A 13,740-nucleotide genomic window follows, 5' to 3' on the forward strand; every position below is an offset into this window, starting at 1 on the left:
TCCCTTATCGCCGTGCCAATAGCGCAGCCCGATCCAGGGCAAAGCCTGACTCGATCCACGCCCGTTCCAGTTCTTTCAATTTCGCGCCCAGTGCTGGGCCAGCGTAATCCGGCATCAAATCCTTGCCGGTCAGCGGAAATTGCACCGCTGCGGCCTGCGCCAGTTCATCCCGGTTCAGGACCAGCGGCATTTCGAACGCCACGGCGCGCAACAGTGCCACATTCACCGCCATGTCCATTCCCTGACGATAAGCAATTTCAGGCAGGCTTAGGGTCGTTTCCAGACCTTCGCGCAAATGCGCCAATTCCCGTGCCTGCGCATTGGACAATCGCAAATGTGTGGCCGCCTGAGCATCCCCCAGACAGGCCAGACGCCGCATAGGCGCGGGGGGTATTCCGCCTTCCAAATGTACCAAAACCGCCAGTTGGGTCGCGTCTGCCCCCGGTAAAATCCGGGTCAGCACCCCACAGGCCTGCATCGCCGCCAAGGCCGGGGCCGGATCGGGCGCGGACAGCAATTTGCGCATTTCCGCCCCGATACGTTCCACAGACAGTTGCGCCAGACCTTCGGTATTTTCCGCAACAGCGGCCAGCCCCTCGCTGTCCAGCCCTTCGTCCGGGTCGCCATACCATGCGTAAAATCGGAAAAACCGCAGAATGCGCAGGTAATCCTCGCGGATGCGCTGTTCGGGGTCTTCGATGAAACGCACATGGCGGCGCTGCAAATCCGCCACCCCCTGCCCCAGCGGGTCCACCACAGTTCCATCAGCCCGTGAATACAGGGCATTCATGGTGAAGTCGCGCCGCTTCGCGTCCTCTTGTATGTCGTCGGAAAAGGCCACGACCGCACGCCGCCCATCGGTTTCCACATCCCGGCGGAATGTCGTGACCTCGTGCGGGATACCGCCCGACACTACGGTAATCGTACCGTGATCAATCCCGGTTGGCACGGGCTTCAGCCCCGCCGCTGCCGCCAGTTCCATCACCCGGTCCGGGTGCGCATCGGTGCAGATGTCGATATCCGCCACCCCGGTGCCGATCAGCGCATTGCGCACGCACCCGCCCACGAAAAAGGCCTGATGCCCGCCTGCCTGAAGCATCGCGCAAACCTTTTGCGTGGCCGGGTCTGTGATCCAGTCGCCGGTGATCCGCATTCAATCCGCCATCCTGTCCGCCAGTCCGCGCAGAACCCGCGCCGTCGCCCCCCAGATGTAATAAGGACCATAAGGCACCGTGAAATAATGCCGCCGCATTCCACGCCAGCGCCGCCCCTGCACGGAAAACCGCCCCAAATCCGCGATATGGGACAACGGGACGTAAAACACCTCGTCCACCTCTCCGGGTTCGGGGATGGGGGTGAAATCCCCGGTGACGCGGGCCAGAACCGGGGTCATGGTAAACCCGGTCACGGTTTCATGGCTGGGCAGGGTTCCCAGAACCTGCACCATCGCGGGGTCCAGCCCCACCTCTTCGCGGGCTTCGCGCAGGGCGGCGGCAATCACATCAGCATCGCCTTCGTCCTGCTTTCCACCCGGAAAGGCAATCTGCCCCGGATGGTGCTTCAGGTGCGAGGCACGTTTGGTCAGGATCACATGCGGTTCGCCGTTGCGCTGGACAAAGGCCACCAACACCCCAGCCGGGCGCAGCTTGCGCCCTTCTGGAAGTTGTACATCCGGGTTCAGATCGAAATCAGAGGATGACGAACTGGGCCGGGTCAGAGCCTGAATCACACGCGCCAGCGGATCATTCATCGTCGTCTGCCGCCTTCGTTGCCTCGAACCCCAGCGTCGCCGGATCCAGATCGTAATGCGCGCCACAGAACTGGCAATCCGCCGTCACGCGACCCACGTCATTCGTCATCTTCGAGATGTCTTTTTGCGAATAGATCGACATGGTTTGGCGCACCCGGTCTGCCGAACAGGTACAGCCGAACCGGACGGGCTGTGCATCGAATACGCGCGGGGCTTCTTCGTGGAACAGACGAACCAACAGATCGGTCGGCGATACCATCGGCCCGATCAGTTCCAGCTCCTCGACTGAATTCAGCAGGATATTCACCCGGTTCCAGTTTTCGGAATCGTCCCCATCCACCAGATCACGGGCGTGCAGCAAACCGCTTTCGCCGGTCGCTTCGTTGCCTTTGGCAAAGGGCGAAGCTTTGGGCATGTGCTGCAACATTACGCCGCCCGCACGCCAATATTCACCAACGCCCGGTTCCCGCGATTTGCCGAAGCTTAGCGCGAAACGGGTGGGCAGTTGTTCAGACTGGGCGAAATACGCTTCGGCACAGGCAGCCAGCGATCCGCCCACCAGCGGGGTCAATCCTTGATACGGGGCCATGCCTTTGCCTTGGTCGATCATAATCGCGAAATAGCCCTTGCCTACCTGATCAAACGGCGCGCCATTGGTCAGACGATCGACGTCATAGCTGGCATAGGCACGAATACGCGCGGGTTGGCCATCCTCGGTTGGGCCATAATAATCCGTTGCGATCATCCGCACCGGCCCATCCGATTGCACCTGAAGCGACAGCTTCCAGCGCAGTTTGATCGTTTGGCCGATCAATGCGGTCAGCAGCGCCATTTCAGCGACCAGCGCTTCGACAATGGGGGGGTAATCGTGTTGACGCAACACGCCATCCAACACGCCATCCAGCCGCGCAACGCGACCGCGAATATCTGAATTGTCCAGCTGGAACGGCAACACAGTGTCGTCCCAAGCAAGCTTATTTCCAACAGTCATGGGGTTTCCTTACAGGCCTTGCCTTGGCATACCGCGTCAATATAGGCGTCGCAAGGCATAGACCAAGAGCAACCCAAGAGGCATCCCATGATCAGACGGTTCGGACAGCCGCCCAAACGCGGGCAAAAATACAAGCTGCGGGCCGGGGCTTATGCGCTGTTGCCCTATCGCGGGGATCTGCTGGTCACGCATCAGGCGCATCCTTGGCCGGAATATCAGCTACCCGGTGGCGGGATTGATGCAGGGGAATCCCCCACGTCGGCCCTGCACCGCGAAGTGATCGAAGAAACCGGCTGGACGATTTCACGCCCCCGCCGTGTTGGCGCGTTCCGGCGTTTCACCTTTATGCCGGAATATGAGATTTGGGCGGAAAAGCTGTGTACCATTTACATCGCCCATCCCGTGCGCCAAATCGCCGATCCGACCGAACCGGGGCATACTGCTGTCTGGATGCCACTGGAACAGGCTGTCGATGTTCTGGGAAATTCTGGGGATCGTCATTTTGCCCAGATGTTACAGGGCGGGTGGGTCTGATCCCCTGCTTTCGCCGCGATATTCCAATAAGATAGCGGACACATCATCAGGGAATTCATCCTGCCCCGCATGATCGGCCAATCGCCAGATCAACGCCTCCATCAGGGCGGTGCCACGTATGTCTTTCAGGTCTTGCAGCAGAAGGATCAGCCCCTCTTCCTCTAGCAGGGTTTCATCCGGGGTTGGGCATTCTGTGACCCCGTCCGACTGTATCAACAACCTTTCACCGGGGCGAAGCACGAATTCCACCTGCTCGAATACGACACCGGGCAACAGGCCAACGGGCATCCCACCTTCGCCCATGATGCTGCACGACCCGTCCCCGTGTTGCACCACGGGATGCGGATGCCCGGCCTGCACCATCTGCACCCGGCCCAGCGCCATATCCACATCCGCCAATAGCAGGGTAAAGTAATGTTCGGTTTCCATTTCCTCCAGCACGATAGAGTTCAGCCGCTCCACCACCTGCGACGGCGGTAACGCTGCGTAACTGCCATCCGCCTGCTTTGCCAAAGCGATATTCTGATCCGGCACAGCCGAAGACAGATAACCAGCCAATCGTGCCGTCATCAGTGCAGAACTGATGCCATGCCCGGACACGTCAATTGCAAACAACCCGATTCGCGACTCGGAAATCGGGTACATCCCCACCAAGTCACCCCCGACATGCCCGCTGGGCCGCAGCAGCAGCGACACCTGCGCCATCCCGAAATCACGATAGCGTTCCCGTACCAGCGATTGTTGCAGTTTTTTGGCTTCGATCAAATCGCTGTCCAGCGCATCATACATCACCTGCAATTGCGCCAGCGTTTCACCGACCAGTTTGTTCTTTTCGGTTAGTTCCCGTTCCATCCGCAGGATACGTTCACCTGCGTTGATCCGCGCCCGCAATTCCGCAGCATTCACAGGTTTGGTCAGAAAATCATCCGCCCCACAATCCAGCCCCCGCGCCACCGCCTCTTTTTCTGTTTTCGAGGTCAGAAGGATAAAATAGCCATAGCTGTCACGCGGCAACCGCCGAAAGGTCTGGCAAAATTCCAGCCCATCCATTCCCGGCATCATCCAATCGCTTAACACCAGATCGGGCGGTGTAGCCAAACAATGATCCAACGCTTGTTCGGCTGAGAATCCGCTTCGGTCACAGCAAACCCCCACCGCTGCAACGACGCCGCCAGAATCCGCCGCTGCAATCTGCTGTCATCCACAATCAGCACGTTGCGAATGGCAGATGGGCTGCTGTCTTCTGCTATATACGATTCGGGGGCTGTCACCCTTTGCTCCTGCCGGTTGGGGTCGTTTTTCGATCCCTTACCCCCCAAGAGTTTAACAGCGGATGAAACCGATAATTTTCAAAGAATTAGCGCATCAACCTCTTGGTAATATTTCCAAGGCACCCTGCCGCAAATCAATGGGAGCATCGCAATGATTGACTGGGACAGGATAGCAGAACTGCGCGAACAGATCGGCCCCGATGACTTTGACGAAGTCGTGGACCTGTTTCTGGACGAAGTCGCGGAAGGTATCAGCAAATTGCGCCATTCCCCCGAAAAACAAGATTTGGAAGCCCAGCTTCATTTCCTGAAAGGCAGCGCATTGAATCTGGGATTTGCCGATTTTTCCGAAAAATGCCATGCGGGTGAACGACAGGCCGCGAACGGACATTCCGACCAAATCGACCTGCCTGCCATATTGTCCAGCTTCGACGCTTCGCGCCATCTGTTCCTGGAAGAACTGCCCAACCGCTTTGTGGCATAATCTTAGATCAGGAATTCGGCCAAAATCTGATCGTTTGTAATATCCCGATAGGTAAATCCAGCCGCATCCAGCCGTGCGAACAGCGTGCGGAAATTGCTGGCGTGACTGGTTTCAATCCCGATCAGCACAGACCCAAAGTTTCGGGCTGTTTTTTTCAAATACTCGAACCGGGCAATATCATCCTCGGGGCCAAGGATTTTCAGGAAATCCTTCAACGCGCCGGGACGTTGCGGCAGACGCAGGATAAAGTACTTTTTCACCCCGGAATAGCGTTGCGCCCTTTCCTTGACCTCGGGCAGGCGTTCAAAATCGAAATTCCCCCCCGAAGTGACACAAACCACGGTTTTGCCACGTATCTGATCCGCCACATCAACCAACGCATCAACCGCCAAAGCCCCCGCAGGTTCCAATACGATGCCTTCGACGTTCAGCATGTCCAGAATCGTCGTGCAAATCCGATCTTCGGGCGCCAGCACCACATCGGACAGATCAATATCGCTGAGCCGTGCAAAGGTTTTCTGCCCGATACAGGCCACTGCCGCACCGTCCACGAAGCTGTCCACCTTCTCCAGCGTCACGGGTCGCCCGGCCACAACCGCCGCCAACAAGCTGCCGCCTCCCAAAGGTTCGACAAAGGTGTAATGCGGCCCCGCCCCCAAATAGGATCGAACCCCAGCAGACAGACCGCCGCCGCCCACGGGCAACAGAATGTGATCGGGCGCTTTGCCCAGTTGCTCCAGAACCTCTACCGCGACCGTAGCTTGCCCTTCGATCACGTTTTCATCGTCAAAAGGGGACAGGAAACAGGCACCTTCGGCGGTGCAATATTCCTTTGCGGCGGCAAGGGTGTCATCGAAATAGTCCCCAACCATGCGGATTTCGATGTTTTCGCCACCAAATATCCGCGTCTTGGCAATCTTCTGCTGCGGGGTCGTCACCGGCATGAAAATCACGCCCCTTACCCCGTAATGCTTGCACATAAAGGCCACGCCCTGCGCATGGTTCCCCGCACTGGCACAAACAAACAGGTTTTGATCAGGGTCCGTCGCCAACACCTTGCGCATCGCATTTAGCGCACCGCGGATTTTATAGGACCGCACCGGCGACAGATCTTCGCGTTTCAGCCAGATGTCGGCCCCGAAACGTTCGGACAGGTGAACATTCCGCAACAGCGGAGTAGCGGGAAATACCTCGCGCATGGCGCGTTCGGCGGCTTGGGCATTGGTTTGAAAATCGCTCATATCCAAATCTGTGACGCAGCTTTGCCGCCTCTGCAAGCCCCTGACCTTGCTTACCCTTGCAAAACCCGATAATCGCCTGTGAGCAAGCGAATTAAGGGGAAAACGATGTCCGCGCCCAAGAAAGTCGTCCTGGCCTATTCCGGTGGCCTTGACACCTCGATCATCCTGAAATGGCTGCAAACCGAATACGGTTGCGAAGTTGTCACCTTCACCGCTGACTTGGGTCAGGGCGAAGAACTTGATCCCGCCCGCAAAAAGGCCGAGCTGCTGGGGATCAAACCCGAAAACATCTATATCGAAGACATCCGCGAAGAATTCGTTCGCGATTTCGTTTTCCCGATGTTCCGCGCCAATGCCGTATACGAAGGCCTGTACCTGCTGGGCACATCCATTGCACGCCCGCTGATTTCCAAGCGTCTGGTGGAAATCGCCGCCGAAACCGGCGCGGATGCTGTCGCGCATGGTGCGACCGGCAAAGGGAACGATCAGGTTCGTTTTGAACTGGCCTGCTATGCGCTGAACCCCGATATCAAGGTCATTGCACCGTGGCGGCTGTGGGATCTGACCTCGCGCACGAAACTGATCGACTTTGCCGAACAGAACCAGATTCCGATCGCCAAGGACAAGCGCGGCGAAGCACCATTCAGCGTGGACGCGAACCTGCTGCACACCTCGTCCGAGGGCAAGGTTCTGGAAGACCCGGCCGAAACCGCACCGGATTATGTGTTCCAGCGCACGGACGATCCGCGCACCGCGCCGGACGAACCCGAATATATCGAAATCACCTTTGAACAGGGTGATGCTGTGGCGATCAACGGCGAAGCCATGAGCCCCGCCACGATCCTGACCAAGCTGAACGAATACGGCAAACGTCACGGGATTGGCCGTTTGGATTTCGTGGAAAACCGCTTCGTCGGTATGAAATCGCGCGGCATCTACGAAACCCCCGGCGGCACCATCCTGTTGGAAGCGCACCGCGGCATCGAACAAATCACGCTGGACAGCGGCGCGGGCCACCTGAAGGATTCGATCATGCCGCGTTATGCGGAACTGATCTATAACGGCTTCTGGTTCAGCCCCGAGCGGGAAATGCTACAAGCGCTCATCGACAAATCGCAGGAACATGTGACCGGCACCGTGCGCGTGCGCCTGTACAAAGGTGCAGCATTTACCGTGGGCCGCTGGTCGGATCACAGCCTGTATTCCGAAGCCCACGTCACGTTCGAGGACGACGCAGGAGCCTATGATCAGAAAGACGCCGCTGGCTTCATCCAGTTGAACGCGCTGCGCCTGAAACTGCTGGCGGCCCGGAACCGTCGGCTGAAAGGCTGACCAAACGGCACCTGCCCCAAGGTCAGAATTGTTGAACATGAAACGCCCCTCTACCGTCAGAGGGGCGTTTTTTATGGGGATAACAATGACGCTTTCCGAAATAGCAGAGATGATCCGCAGCGGTGTGGCCAGCAGTCATTTTACCGACAGTCTGAAATTCGACTGCGGCGATGCGGGCGTTCTGGTGATCGCGGATCGCACGGTTTCACTGGAAGATCAGGACACGGACGTGACCCTGAAAATGACTGCCGAGAATGTAGAGAAGCTGATCAAAGGCAAGCTGAATCCCATGACCGCCGTCATGACCGGCAAAATCAAACTGTCCGGCAACCCGGCAATCGCGATGAAGCTAAAAGAGCTGCTGTAAGAAACGGTCGTTTTCTGTGGCGACGTGCGCGGGCCATGCTGATCCGTGGCTAAATCTTTACCCGCTCCAACCGTTCGTAATGCGGCAAGGCCTGTTCCAGCAACGCCGCTGCATTGCCTGTCAGTACGGGCAAATCCCCTTCAGCGGCGGCAAAGCCGGTAGAGTTGTGGACCGCCCCATACCAATGCGACGCCCAAACCCCATCTGCCGGATGCCCGCCCTTTGACCAGTGCAGCATCGCCGGATCGAAGGGCAAGCCAATCGCATCGCATAATTTGCTCAGCATCCCTTTGGGGTCACGACGAATGTCGGCACTGTCCACCACAACCGGCGTCTGGCCCAATGCCTGCACATATTCAAACAGTTCCGTTTGCTGGCTGAACCCAATGTCAGCCAAGCCGAAGCCGTCCCATTTTGCGCCAAAGCTGGCAATCACACGCGCGGGATGGCGGATCAGGAACACATTCACCATCTGCCCCATCCAATCGCGCGGCATTCCGGGGATCATGTGCTGGGTCATGTGTTTTTGATAAAAATGTGGCTTTTGCCCCGGAACAGGGCCAGTCAGGGACGCGGCCACATCATCGGCGCTTTCGGGGCGCGCGGCCAGAATTTCAGCCCGCATCGGGTGATCCAGCCCGGTCATGCGCAGATACGGCCCATAAAACGGTTCATCCACCACGGCACAATCAAACCGGGCACCAAAGGAATACATCATTGCCGTCGACAGGTTGCGCGGCCCGGACCACATGGCAATTCGCATCAGGCGCATTCCTTTTGGGTCATGGTTTTGTAAAGCTCGCGAATGCGCTGCGTGATCGGCCCCATTTGCCCGGTGCCAATCTGCCGCCCATCAATGGACCCCACCGGGGTTTGCGCGCCGAATGTGCCGGTCAGAAAAGCCTCGTCCGCGCCATAGGTATCGACCAACGAATAGTTCCGTTCAAAAACCGGGATGTCATTGGCGCGGCACAGATCAATCACCTTTTGCCGGGTGATACCGTTCATGCAGTAATCCCCGGTGCTGGTCCAAACCTGCCCTTTGCGCACGATGAAAAAGTTGCAGGCGTTCGTTGTATTCACGAACCCGTTCACATCCAGCATCAGGGCTTCGTCTGCGCCTGCCTTTTCCGCCGCGATACAGGCCAGAATACAATTCAGTTTGGAATGCGAATTCAATTTGGGATCCTGCGTCATCGGCAGCCCGCGAATATGCGGCACGGTCGCCAGACTGATCGGGCGCGGGATCGAAGGCCGTGAATGTTCCATGATAATCGTAACAGTCGGCCCCGATTGCGACAGCGACGGATGCTGAAACGGGCGGGTTTTCACCCCGCGCGTTACCATCAGCCGGGCATGGGCATCGGTTTGCATATCGTTGGCTTTTTGTGTCTCTAACAAGGCAGAAATCACCTGTTCACGGGTCATCCCGATGTCCAGATCAATCGCTTTGGCGGCCTCGAACAGGCGATCCATGTGATCGTCCAGAAAGGCCCATGTGCCATTATACAGCCGCAGCCCTTCCCATATACCATCGCCCAGCATGAAACCGCTGTCATAGACTGAAACGCGGGCCTGATCCTTTGGGACGATCTGACCGTTCAGATAGATCAGAATGTGGTCGTTTCTGGCGTCTTCTTCGGCCTGATGGGTCGTCACATGTTCGGTCATTTGCATCTCCTTTTCAGAAGCTTAGACGGGTATTTCCGCGATGCAAGACCCCTCACGCGCTGTCACCCTTGCGTGACATTCGATTGCAGGGGATTGGCGCAATAGCAAGCGACAGGGCATTCTGTTGTCAAAGGGGACACAGCCATGACCAGACCATTCGACACGTTGAAACCCATTGCCCTGACCATTGCCATTATTTTTGGCACGCTCCTGCAATGTTCCGGGGCCAAGGCCGCACCAACCGAAACGCTGATCGTGGCGGGGGGCTGTTTTTGGTGCGTTGAATCCGATTTTGAACAGGTAAAAGGCGTCAGCTCCGCCGTGTCGGGCTATACCGGCGGCAAGTTGGCCAATCCGACTTATAAGCAAGTATCCCGTGGTGGCACTGGCCATTTTGAGGCGGTGGAAATCCGGTTCGATCCCGCCGTTGTTTCGCGTGAAACGCTGCTGAACATGTTCTTCCGGTCCGTAGACCCCACAGATGCGGGCGGTCAGTTCTGTGACCGGGGGGACAGCTATCGCACGGCGATTTTCGTATCTAACCCAGCCGAAAAGACCATTGCCGAAGCTGCAAAAGCCAATGCCCAAAAGGCGCTGGGACAAAAGATCGTGACCCCGATCCTGCCTGCGGCGCGGTTCTACAAGTCCGAAGACTATCATCAGGATTATTACAAAGGCGACAATCTGGTGATCACGCGCTTTGGCCCGATCAAGCAATCCAAGGCATATAAGAAATACCGGAACGCCTGTGGTCGGGATAAGCGGGTGAAACAGCTTTGGGGGAACGCGGCACCCTTCGCGAAATAGGCTCTAAAACGCCTGAACCTCGCGTAAATCGGGGATCACATCGGCGGTTCCCTTGCGCATGACCATCAGGGCCGCGGCGCGGGTCGCCAGATCAATTGCCTGTGCCATCGGCATCCCCCGATCCAGCCCGGCCAGCACATAGCCGGTGAAGGTATCCCCTGCGCCGGTTGTGTCTATCGGCGTGACCTTGCGGGCGGGGAAATGCTGTGGATCATGGCCATTGTCGCCGTCGAACAGAACACAGCCTTCGGCGCCCCGTGTCACCAGAACGGTTTTCACACCCATTTCCGGCCCCGGCACAAGCCCGGTGGCAGAATGAAGCTGTTCCATTTCCACGGCATTCAGGATCAGCATGTCCAGATGCGGCATGATTGCCGTAATCGCGGCCACGGAAAACGGCGCGGCGGCATAGGCGATTTTCAGCCCCAATTGCGCACCGATCCCTGCGGCATAGCGCTGTTTGTTGGTTTCGTTCTGCATCAGCAGCGTATCGCCGGGATGTGCCTCGGCCAGGGCAAGGCCGACGATGGATTCGGGAATGTCCCGGTTTGCGCCCGGATAAATGGTGATGGAATTTTCGCCTTCGTCATCCACATTGATGATCGCATGGCCGGTGGGTTCAGCAACCTGACGAATCCAGCGCGTATCCACACCGTATTCTGTCAGCCGATCAACAGCCCAGCGCCCGTCTGCGCCAACAGCCCCGATGTGGCCCACATGCGTTCCAGCGCGGGCAGCGGCCACGGACATGTTGGCCCCCTTGCCGCCCAGCCCCCGTTCCAGAGATGCGGCAGCGATGGTTTCACCGGGCCCCGGCAGATGCGGCACCCGGTAAACGTAATCGGCGTTAATAGACCCGAGATTCCAAATGGTCATTCGGGCCTCCTGACTTAACCCACCTTACAGGCCGCCAGAACGGCCATGTTCAGAATGTCATTCGCGGTCGAGTTCGTCGAGCAAATCTGAATGGATTTATCCACACCTGTCAGGATCGGGCCAATGACCGTGGCCCCTGCCATTTCCTGCATCAGCTTTACGCTGATCGAAGCAGAGTGCCGCGCCGGAACCACAAGGATATTTGCCGGACCAGACAGGCGTTGGAACGGATAGGTTTCCGCGACTTTCGAATTCAAGGCCACATCCACGGTCATTTCGCCCTCGAATTCAAAATCCACCCCGCGCTTTTCCAGAACTTTTGGCGCGATGTGCATCTTTTCGGCGCGTTCCGACACCGGATACCCAAAGGTCGAGAAGGACACGAAAGCCACGCGCGGTTCCAACCCCAAATGCCGCGCCACCCCGGCCGAGCGTTCCGCGATATTGGCCAGATCTTCCTCGTTCGGCCACTCATGAACCAACGTGTCAGAAATCAAAACGATTTTACCGTTGTGCAGAATAGCCGTTACGCCCGCTGCACCGTGCTTGGCATCCGCATCGAACACATGATTGATCAGTTCCATCACATGCGCGGATTTACGGGTAGCCCCGGTGATCAGACCATCGCCATGTCCATGCGCCAACATCAAGGCGCTGAAAACGTGGCGATCCCGCGCGGCAAGCCGATGCACATCATGCCGGTCGAACCCTTTGCGTTGCAGGCGCGCGTACAGGAAATCCTTGTAAGTGTGCAAATGACGGCTGTTGGCGGCGTTCACCACCTCCAGTTCCCGCACGGCATCGCCCATGCCAGCGGCTTCCAGCTTGGCCTTCACATCGTTTTCACGGCCCACAACCAGCGCCTTGCCCAGACCCGAACGCTGATATTGCACCGCTGCCCGCAACACGCGCGGATCGTCGCCTTCGGCAAAAATCACACGCGCCTGTGCATTCCGCGCCCGCGCATGAATACCGCGCAGAATGCTGGCGGTCGGGTCCATCCGGGTTTTCAGCGACAGTTCGTAAGCATCCATATCAATGATGGGACGCCGCGCCGCGCCGGTATCCATACCAGCCTTCGCCACTGCGGGCGGGATCGTGTAGATCAGGCGCGGATCGAACGGCGTGGGAATGATATAATCGCGGCCAAAGCTGAGCGTCTTGCCATAGGCCATTGCCACTTCGTCTGGCACATCTTCGCGGGCCAGTTGGGCCAGCGCCTCGGCGCAGGCGATTTTCATTTCGTCATTGATGGCACGCGCGTGAATATCCAGCGCACCACGGAACAGATAGGGGAAGCCCAGGACGTTGTTCACCTGGTTCGGGTAATCCGACCGGCCCGTCGCCACAATCGCATCGGGGCGAACGGCGTGCGCCTCTTCCGGGGTGATTTCGGGGTCTGGGTTCGCCATTGCGAAAATCACCGGGTTATCGGCCATCGCTTCAACCATTTCGGGCGTTACTGCCCCCTTGGCCGACACGCCAAGGAACACATCTGCGCCTTTCATGGCTTCTTCCAGCGTGCGCAGGTCAGTTTTTGCCGCATGAGCCGATTTCCACTGGTTCATGCCTTCGGTGCGACCTTGATAAATCACGCCCTTGGTATCGCACATGATGCAGTTATCGTGCTTCGCGCCCATCGTTTTCAGCAGTTCAAGACAGGCAATCCCTGCCGCACCCGCACCATTCAAAACAATACGACACTCTTCGATCTTCTTACCCGAAATATGCAGCGCGTTGATCAGACCCGCCGCACAAATCACCGCCGTACCATGCTGATCGTCATGGAAAACGGGAATATCCATTTCCTCTTTCAGGCGCTGTTCGATGATAAAACATTCCGGCGCCTTGATGTCTTCGAGGTTGATGCCACCAAAAGTTGGCCCCATCAGCTTCACCGCTTTGATGATTTCCTCGGGGTCTTCGGTATCCAGTTCAAGGTCGATCGAGTTCACATCGGCAAAGCGTTTGAACAGGACGGATTTTCCTTCCATCACCGGCTTGGACGCCAACGCGCCAAGATTACCCAAACCCAGAACCGCGGTTCCGTTCGACACCACAGCCACAAGGTTCCCCTTGTTGGTATAGTCATACGCGGTTTCAGGCACTTCAGCGATGGCTTCGCAGGGAACCGCCACACCCGGCGAATACGCCAGCGACAGGTCACGTTGCGTTGTCATGGGAACGCTGGGCGTGATGTCAAATTTACCGGGCCGGGGTTCCAAATGGAAGGCCAGCGCCTCTTCGGGGGTGATGCGATTTTTCGTCATGTGATCGGGCCTGTGAATAATGGGGCTTTCGCCTCTTACAAGGCTTGGGCCGCAGTCTCAACAGAAAGACGTTTTCGCCTTTCGCCGCAGGGCACAGATTTGTAAGGTCCGCCAGAACGAAAAAGGGGAAAACCGTGAGCAACGTC

13 protein-coding genes and 1 pseudogene are annotated in these 13,740 nt (G+C 57.7%); 5 read left to right on the top strand and 9 right to left on the bottom strand.

What is annotated here, in order from left to right:
* Positions 1 to 4 precede the first annotated feature (4 nt).
* The 3 genes from FN828_RS02025 to hslO are packed head-to-tail and all read right to left on the bottom strand — an operon-like array spanning position 5 to position 2,741.
* The gene (locus FN828_RS02025; protein ID WP_142491703.1) at positions 5 to 1,153 is read right to left on the bottom strand and encodes a CCA tRNA nucleotidyltransferase; all 1,149 of its coding nucleotides are present in this window, start codon (positions 1,151 to 1,153) and stop codon (positions 5 to 7) included.
* Positions 1,154 to 1,750 carry a CoA pyrophosphatase gene (locus FN828_RS02030; protein ID WP_142491704.1) on the bottom strand — a complete coding sequence of 199 codons (597 nt, stop codon included), beginning with the start codon at positions 1,748 to 1,750 and terminating at the stop codon, positions 1,154 to 1,156. It lies immediately after the preceding gene.
* Complete coding sequence (gene hslO, locus FN828_RS02035; RefSeq protein WP_142491705.1) at positions 1,743 to 2,741, bottom strand: Hsp33 family molecular chaperone HslO; 999 nt, start codon at positions 2,739 to 2,741, stop codon at positions 1,743 to 1,745. The genes FN828_RS02030 and hslO overlap by 8 nt, the downstream gene beginning before the upstream one ends.
* Before the next feature lie 87 nt (positions 2,742 to 2,828).
* Between hslO and FN828_RS02040 the strand changes: the two genes are divergently transcribed.
* Positions 2,829 to 3,275, top strand: coding sequence for an NUDIX hydrolase (locus FN828_RS02040; RefSeq protein ID WP_142491706.1), 447 nt, complete (start codon positions 2,829 to 2,831; stop codon positions 3,273 to 3,275).
* Here FN828_RS02040 and FN828_RS02045 read toward each other — a convergent pair.
* Positions 3,255 to 4,525: pseudogene (locus tag FN828_RS02045) on the bottom strand (PP2C family protein-serine/threonine phosphatase). The gene FN828_RS02040 and the pseudogene FN828_RS02045 overlap by 21 nt on opposite strands.
* Positions 4,526 to 4,697: 172 nt before the next feature.
* Between FN828_RS02045 and FN828_RS02050 the strand changes: the two are divergent.
* Entirely contained in the window at positions 4,698 to 5,030 is a 333-nt protein-coding gene (locus FN828_RS02050) for an Hpt domain-containing protein (protein WP_142491707.1), read from the top strand.
* A 2-nt stretch (positions 5,031 to 5,032) separates the two neighbouring features.
* Here the strand turns inward: FN828_RS02050 and ilvA are convergent, their stop codons facing one another.
* Positions 5,033 to 6,271, bottom strand: coding sequence for a threonine ammonia-lyase IlvA (gene ilvA, locus FN828_RS02055; RefSeq protein ID WP_142491708.1), 1,239 nt, complete (start codon positions 6,269 to 6,271; stop codon positions 5,033 to 5,035).
* Between the two features lie 105 nt (positions 6,272 to 6,376).
* Here ilvA and FN828_RS02060 point away from each other — a divergent pair, with 105 nt between their 5' ends.
* Together FN828_RS02060 and FN828_RS02065 are read left to right on the top strand one after the other, a co-directional pair.
* Positions 6,377 to 7,603: an argininosuccinate synthase gene (locus tag FN828_RS02060; protein ID WP_142491709.1), complete on the top strand. Its 1,227-nt coding sequence runs from the start codon at positions 6,377 to 6,379 to the stop codon at positions 7,601 to 7,603.
* A gap of 85 nt (positions 7,604 to 7,688) precedes the next feature.
* Entirely contained in the window at positions 7,689 to 7,970 is a 282-nt protein-coding gene (locus FN828_RS02065) for an SCP2 sterol-binding domain-containing protein (RefSeq protein ID WP_142491710.1), read from the top strand.
* Between the two features lie 49 nt (positions 7,971 to 8,019).
* On the opposite strand, the gene FN828_RS02070 is transcribed toward FN828_RS02065, so the two are convergent.
* Together FN828_RS02070 and FN828_RS02075 are read right to left on the bottom strand one after the other, a co-directional pair.
* Positions 8,020 to 8,733 (bottom strand): sulfotransferase-like domain-containing protein, encoded by a 714-nt coding sequence (locus tag FN828_RS02070; RefSeq protein WP_142491711.1) that lies wholly within the window; start codon positions 8,731 to 8,733, stop codon positions 8,020 to 8,022.
* The gene (locus FN828_RS02075) at positions 8,733 to 9,641 is read right to left on the bottom strand and encodes a D-amino acid aminotransferase (protein ID WP_142491712.1); all 909 of its coding nucleotides are present in this window, start codon (positions 9,639 to 9,641) and stop codon (positions 8,733 to 8,735) included. The genes FN828_RS02070 and FN828_RS02075 overlap by 1 nt, the downstream gene beginning before the upstream one ends.
* Before the next feature lie 144 nt (positions 9,642 to 9,785).
* Here FN828_RS02075 and msrA point away from each other — a divergent pair, with 144 nt between their 5' ends.
* A complete protein-coding gene (gene msrA / locus FN828_RS02080; protein ID WP_142491713.1) occupies positions 9,786 to 10,448 on the top strand; it encodes a peptide-methionine (S)-S-oxide reductase MsrA in 663 nt (220 codons plus the stop codon).
* A gap of 3 nt (positions 10,449 to 10,451) precedes the next feature.
* Here the strand turns inward: msrA and FN828_RS02085 are convergent, their stop codons facing one another.
* Both FN828_RS02085 and FN828_RS02090 read right to left on the bottom strand, forming a co-directional pair.
* Positions 10,452 to 11,324: a ribokinase gene (locus FN828_RS02085; protein WP_142491714.1), complete on the bottom strand. Its 873-nt coding sequence runs from the start codon at positions 11,322 to 11,324 to the stop codon at positions 10,452 to 10,454.
* 14 nt (positions 11,325 to 11,338) lie between these two features.
* A complete protein-coding gene (locus FN828_RS02090; RefSeq protein WP_142491715.1) occupies positions 11,339 to 13,594 on the bottom strand; it encodes an NADP-dependent malic enzyme in 2,256 nt (751 codons plus the stop codon).
* Between the last annotated feature and the right edge of the window lie 146 nt (positions 13,595 to 13,740).

The sequence above is a fragment of the Thalassovita litoralis genome, assembly GCF_900182725.1.
Lineage (GTDB): Bacteria > Pseudomonadota > Alphaproteobacteria > Rhodobacterales > Rhodobacteraceae > Thalassobius > Thalassobius litoralis.

Coding starts and splice junctions, on each gene's coding strand:
- msrA (WP_142491713.1), top strand. CDS start 9,786: ATGACCAGACCATTCGACACGTTGAAACCCATTGCCCTGACCATTGCC.
- FN828_RS02040 (WP_142491706.1), top strand. CDS start 2,829: ATGATCAGACGGTTCGGACAGCCGCCCAAACGCGGGCAAAAATACAAG.
- FN828_RS02085 (WP_142491714.1), bottom strand. CDS start 11,324: ATGACCATTTGGAATCTCGGGTCTATTAACGCCGATTACGTTTACCGG.
- FN828_RS02070 (WP_142491711.1), bottom strand. CDS start 8,733: ATGCGAATTGCCATGTGGTCCGGGCCGCGCAACCTGTCGACGGCAATG.
- FN828_RS02025 (WP_142491703.1), bottom strand. CDS start 1,153: ATGCGGATCACCGGCGACTGGATCACAGACCCGGCCACGCAAAAGGTT.
- FN828_RS02090 (WP_142491715.1), bottom strand. CDS start 13,594: ATGACGAAAAATCGCATCACCCCCGAAGAGGCGCTGGCCTTCCATTTG.
- FN828_RS02060 (WP_142491709.1), top strand. CDS start 6,377: ATGTCCGCGCCCAAGAAAGTCGTCCTGGCCTATTCCGGTGGCCTTGAC.
- FN828_RS02030 (WP_142491704.1), bottom strand. CDS start 1,750: ATGAATGATCCGCTGGCGCGTGTGATTCAGGCTCTGACCCGGCCCAGT.
- ilvA (WP_142491708.1), bottom strand. CDS start 6,271: ATGAGCGATTTTCAAACCAATGCCCAAGCCGCCGAACGCGCCATGCGC.
- hslO (WP_142491705.1), bottom strand. CDS start 2,741: ATGACTGTTGGAAATAAGCTTGCTTGGGACGACACTGTGTTGCCGTTC.
- FN828_RS02050 (WP_142491707.1), top strand. CDS start 4,698: ATGATTGACTGGGACAGGATAGCAGAACTGCGCGAACAGATCGGCCCC.
- FN828_RS02075 (WP_142491712.1), bottom strand. CDS start 9,641: ATGACCGAACATGTGACGACCCATCAGGCCGAAGAAGACGCCAGAAAC.
- FN828_RS02065 (WP_142491710.1), top strand. CDS start 7,689: ATGACGCTTTCCGAAATAGCAGAGATGATCCGCAGCGGTGTGGCCAGC.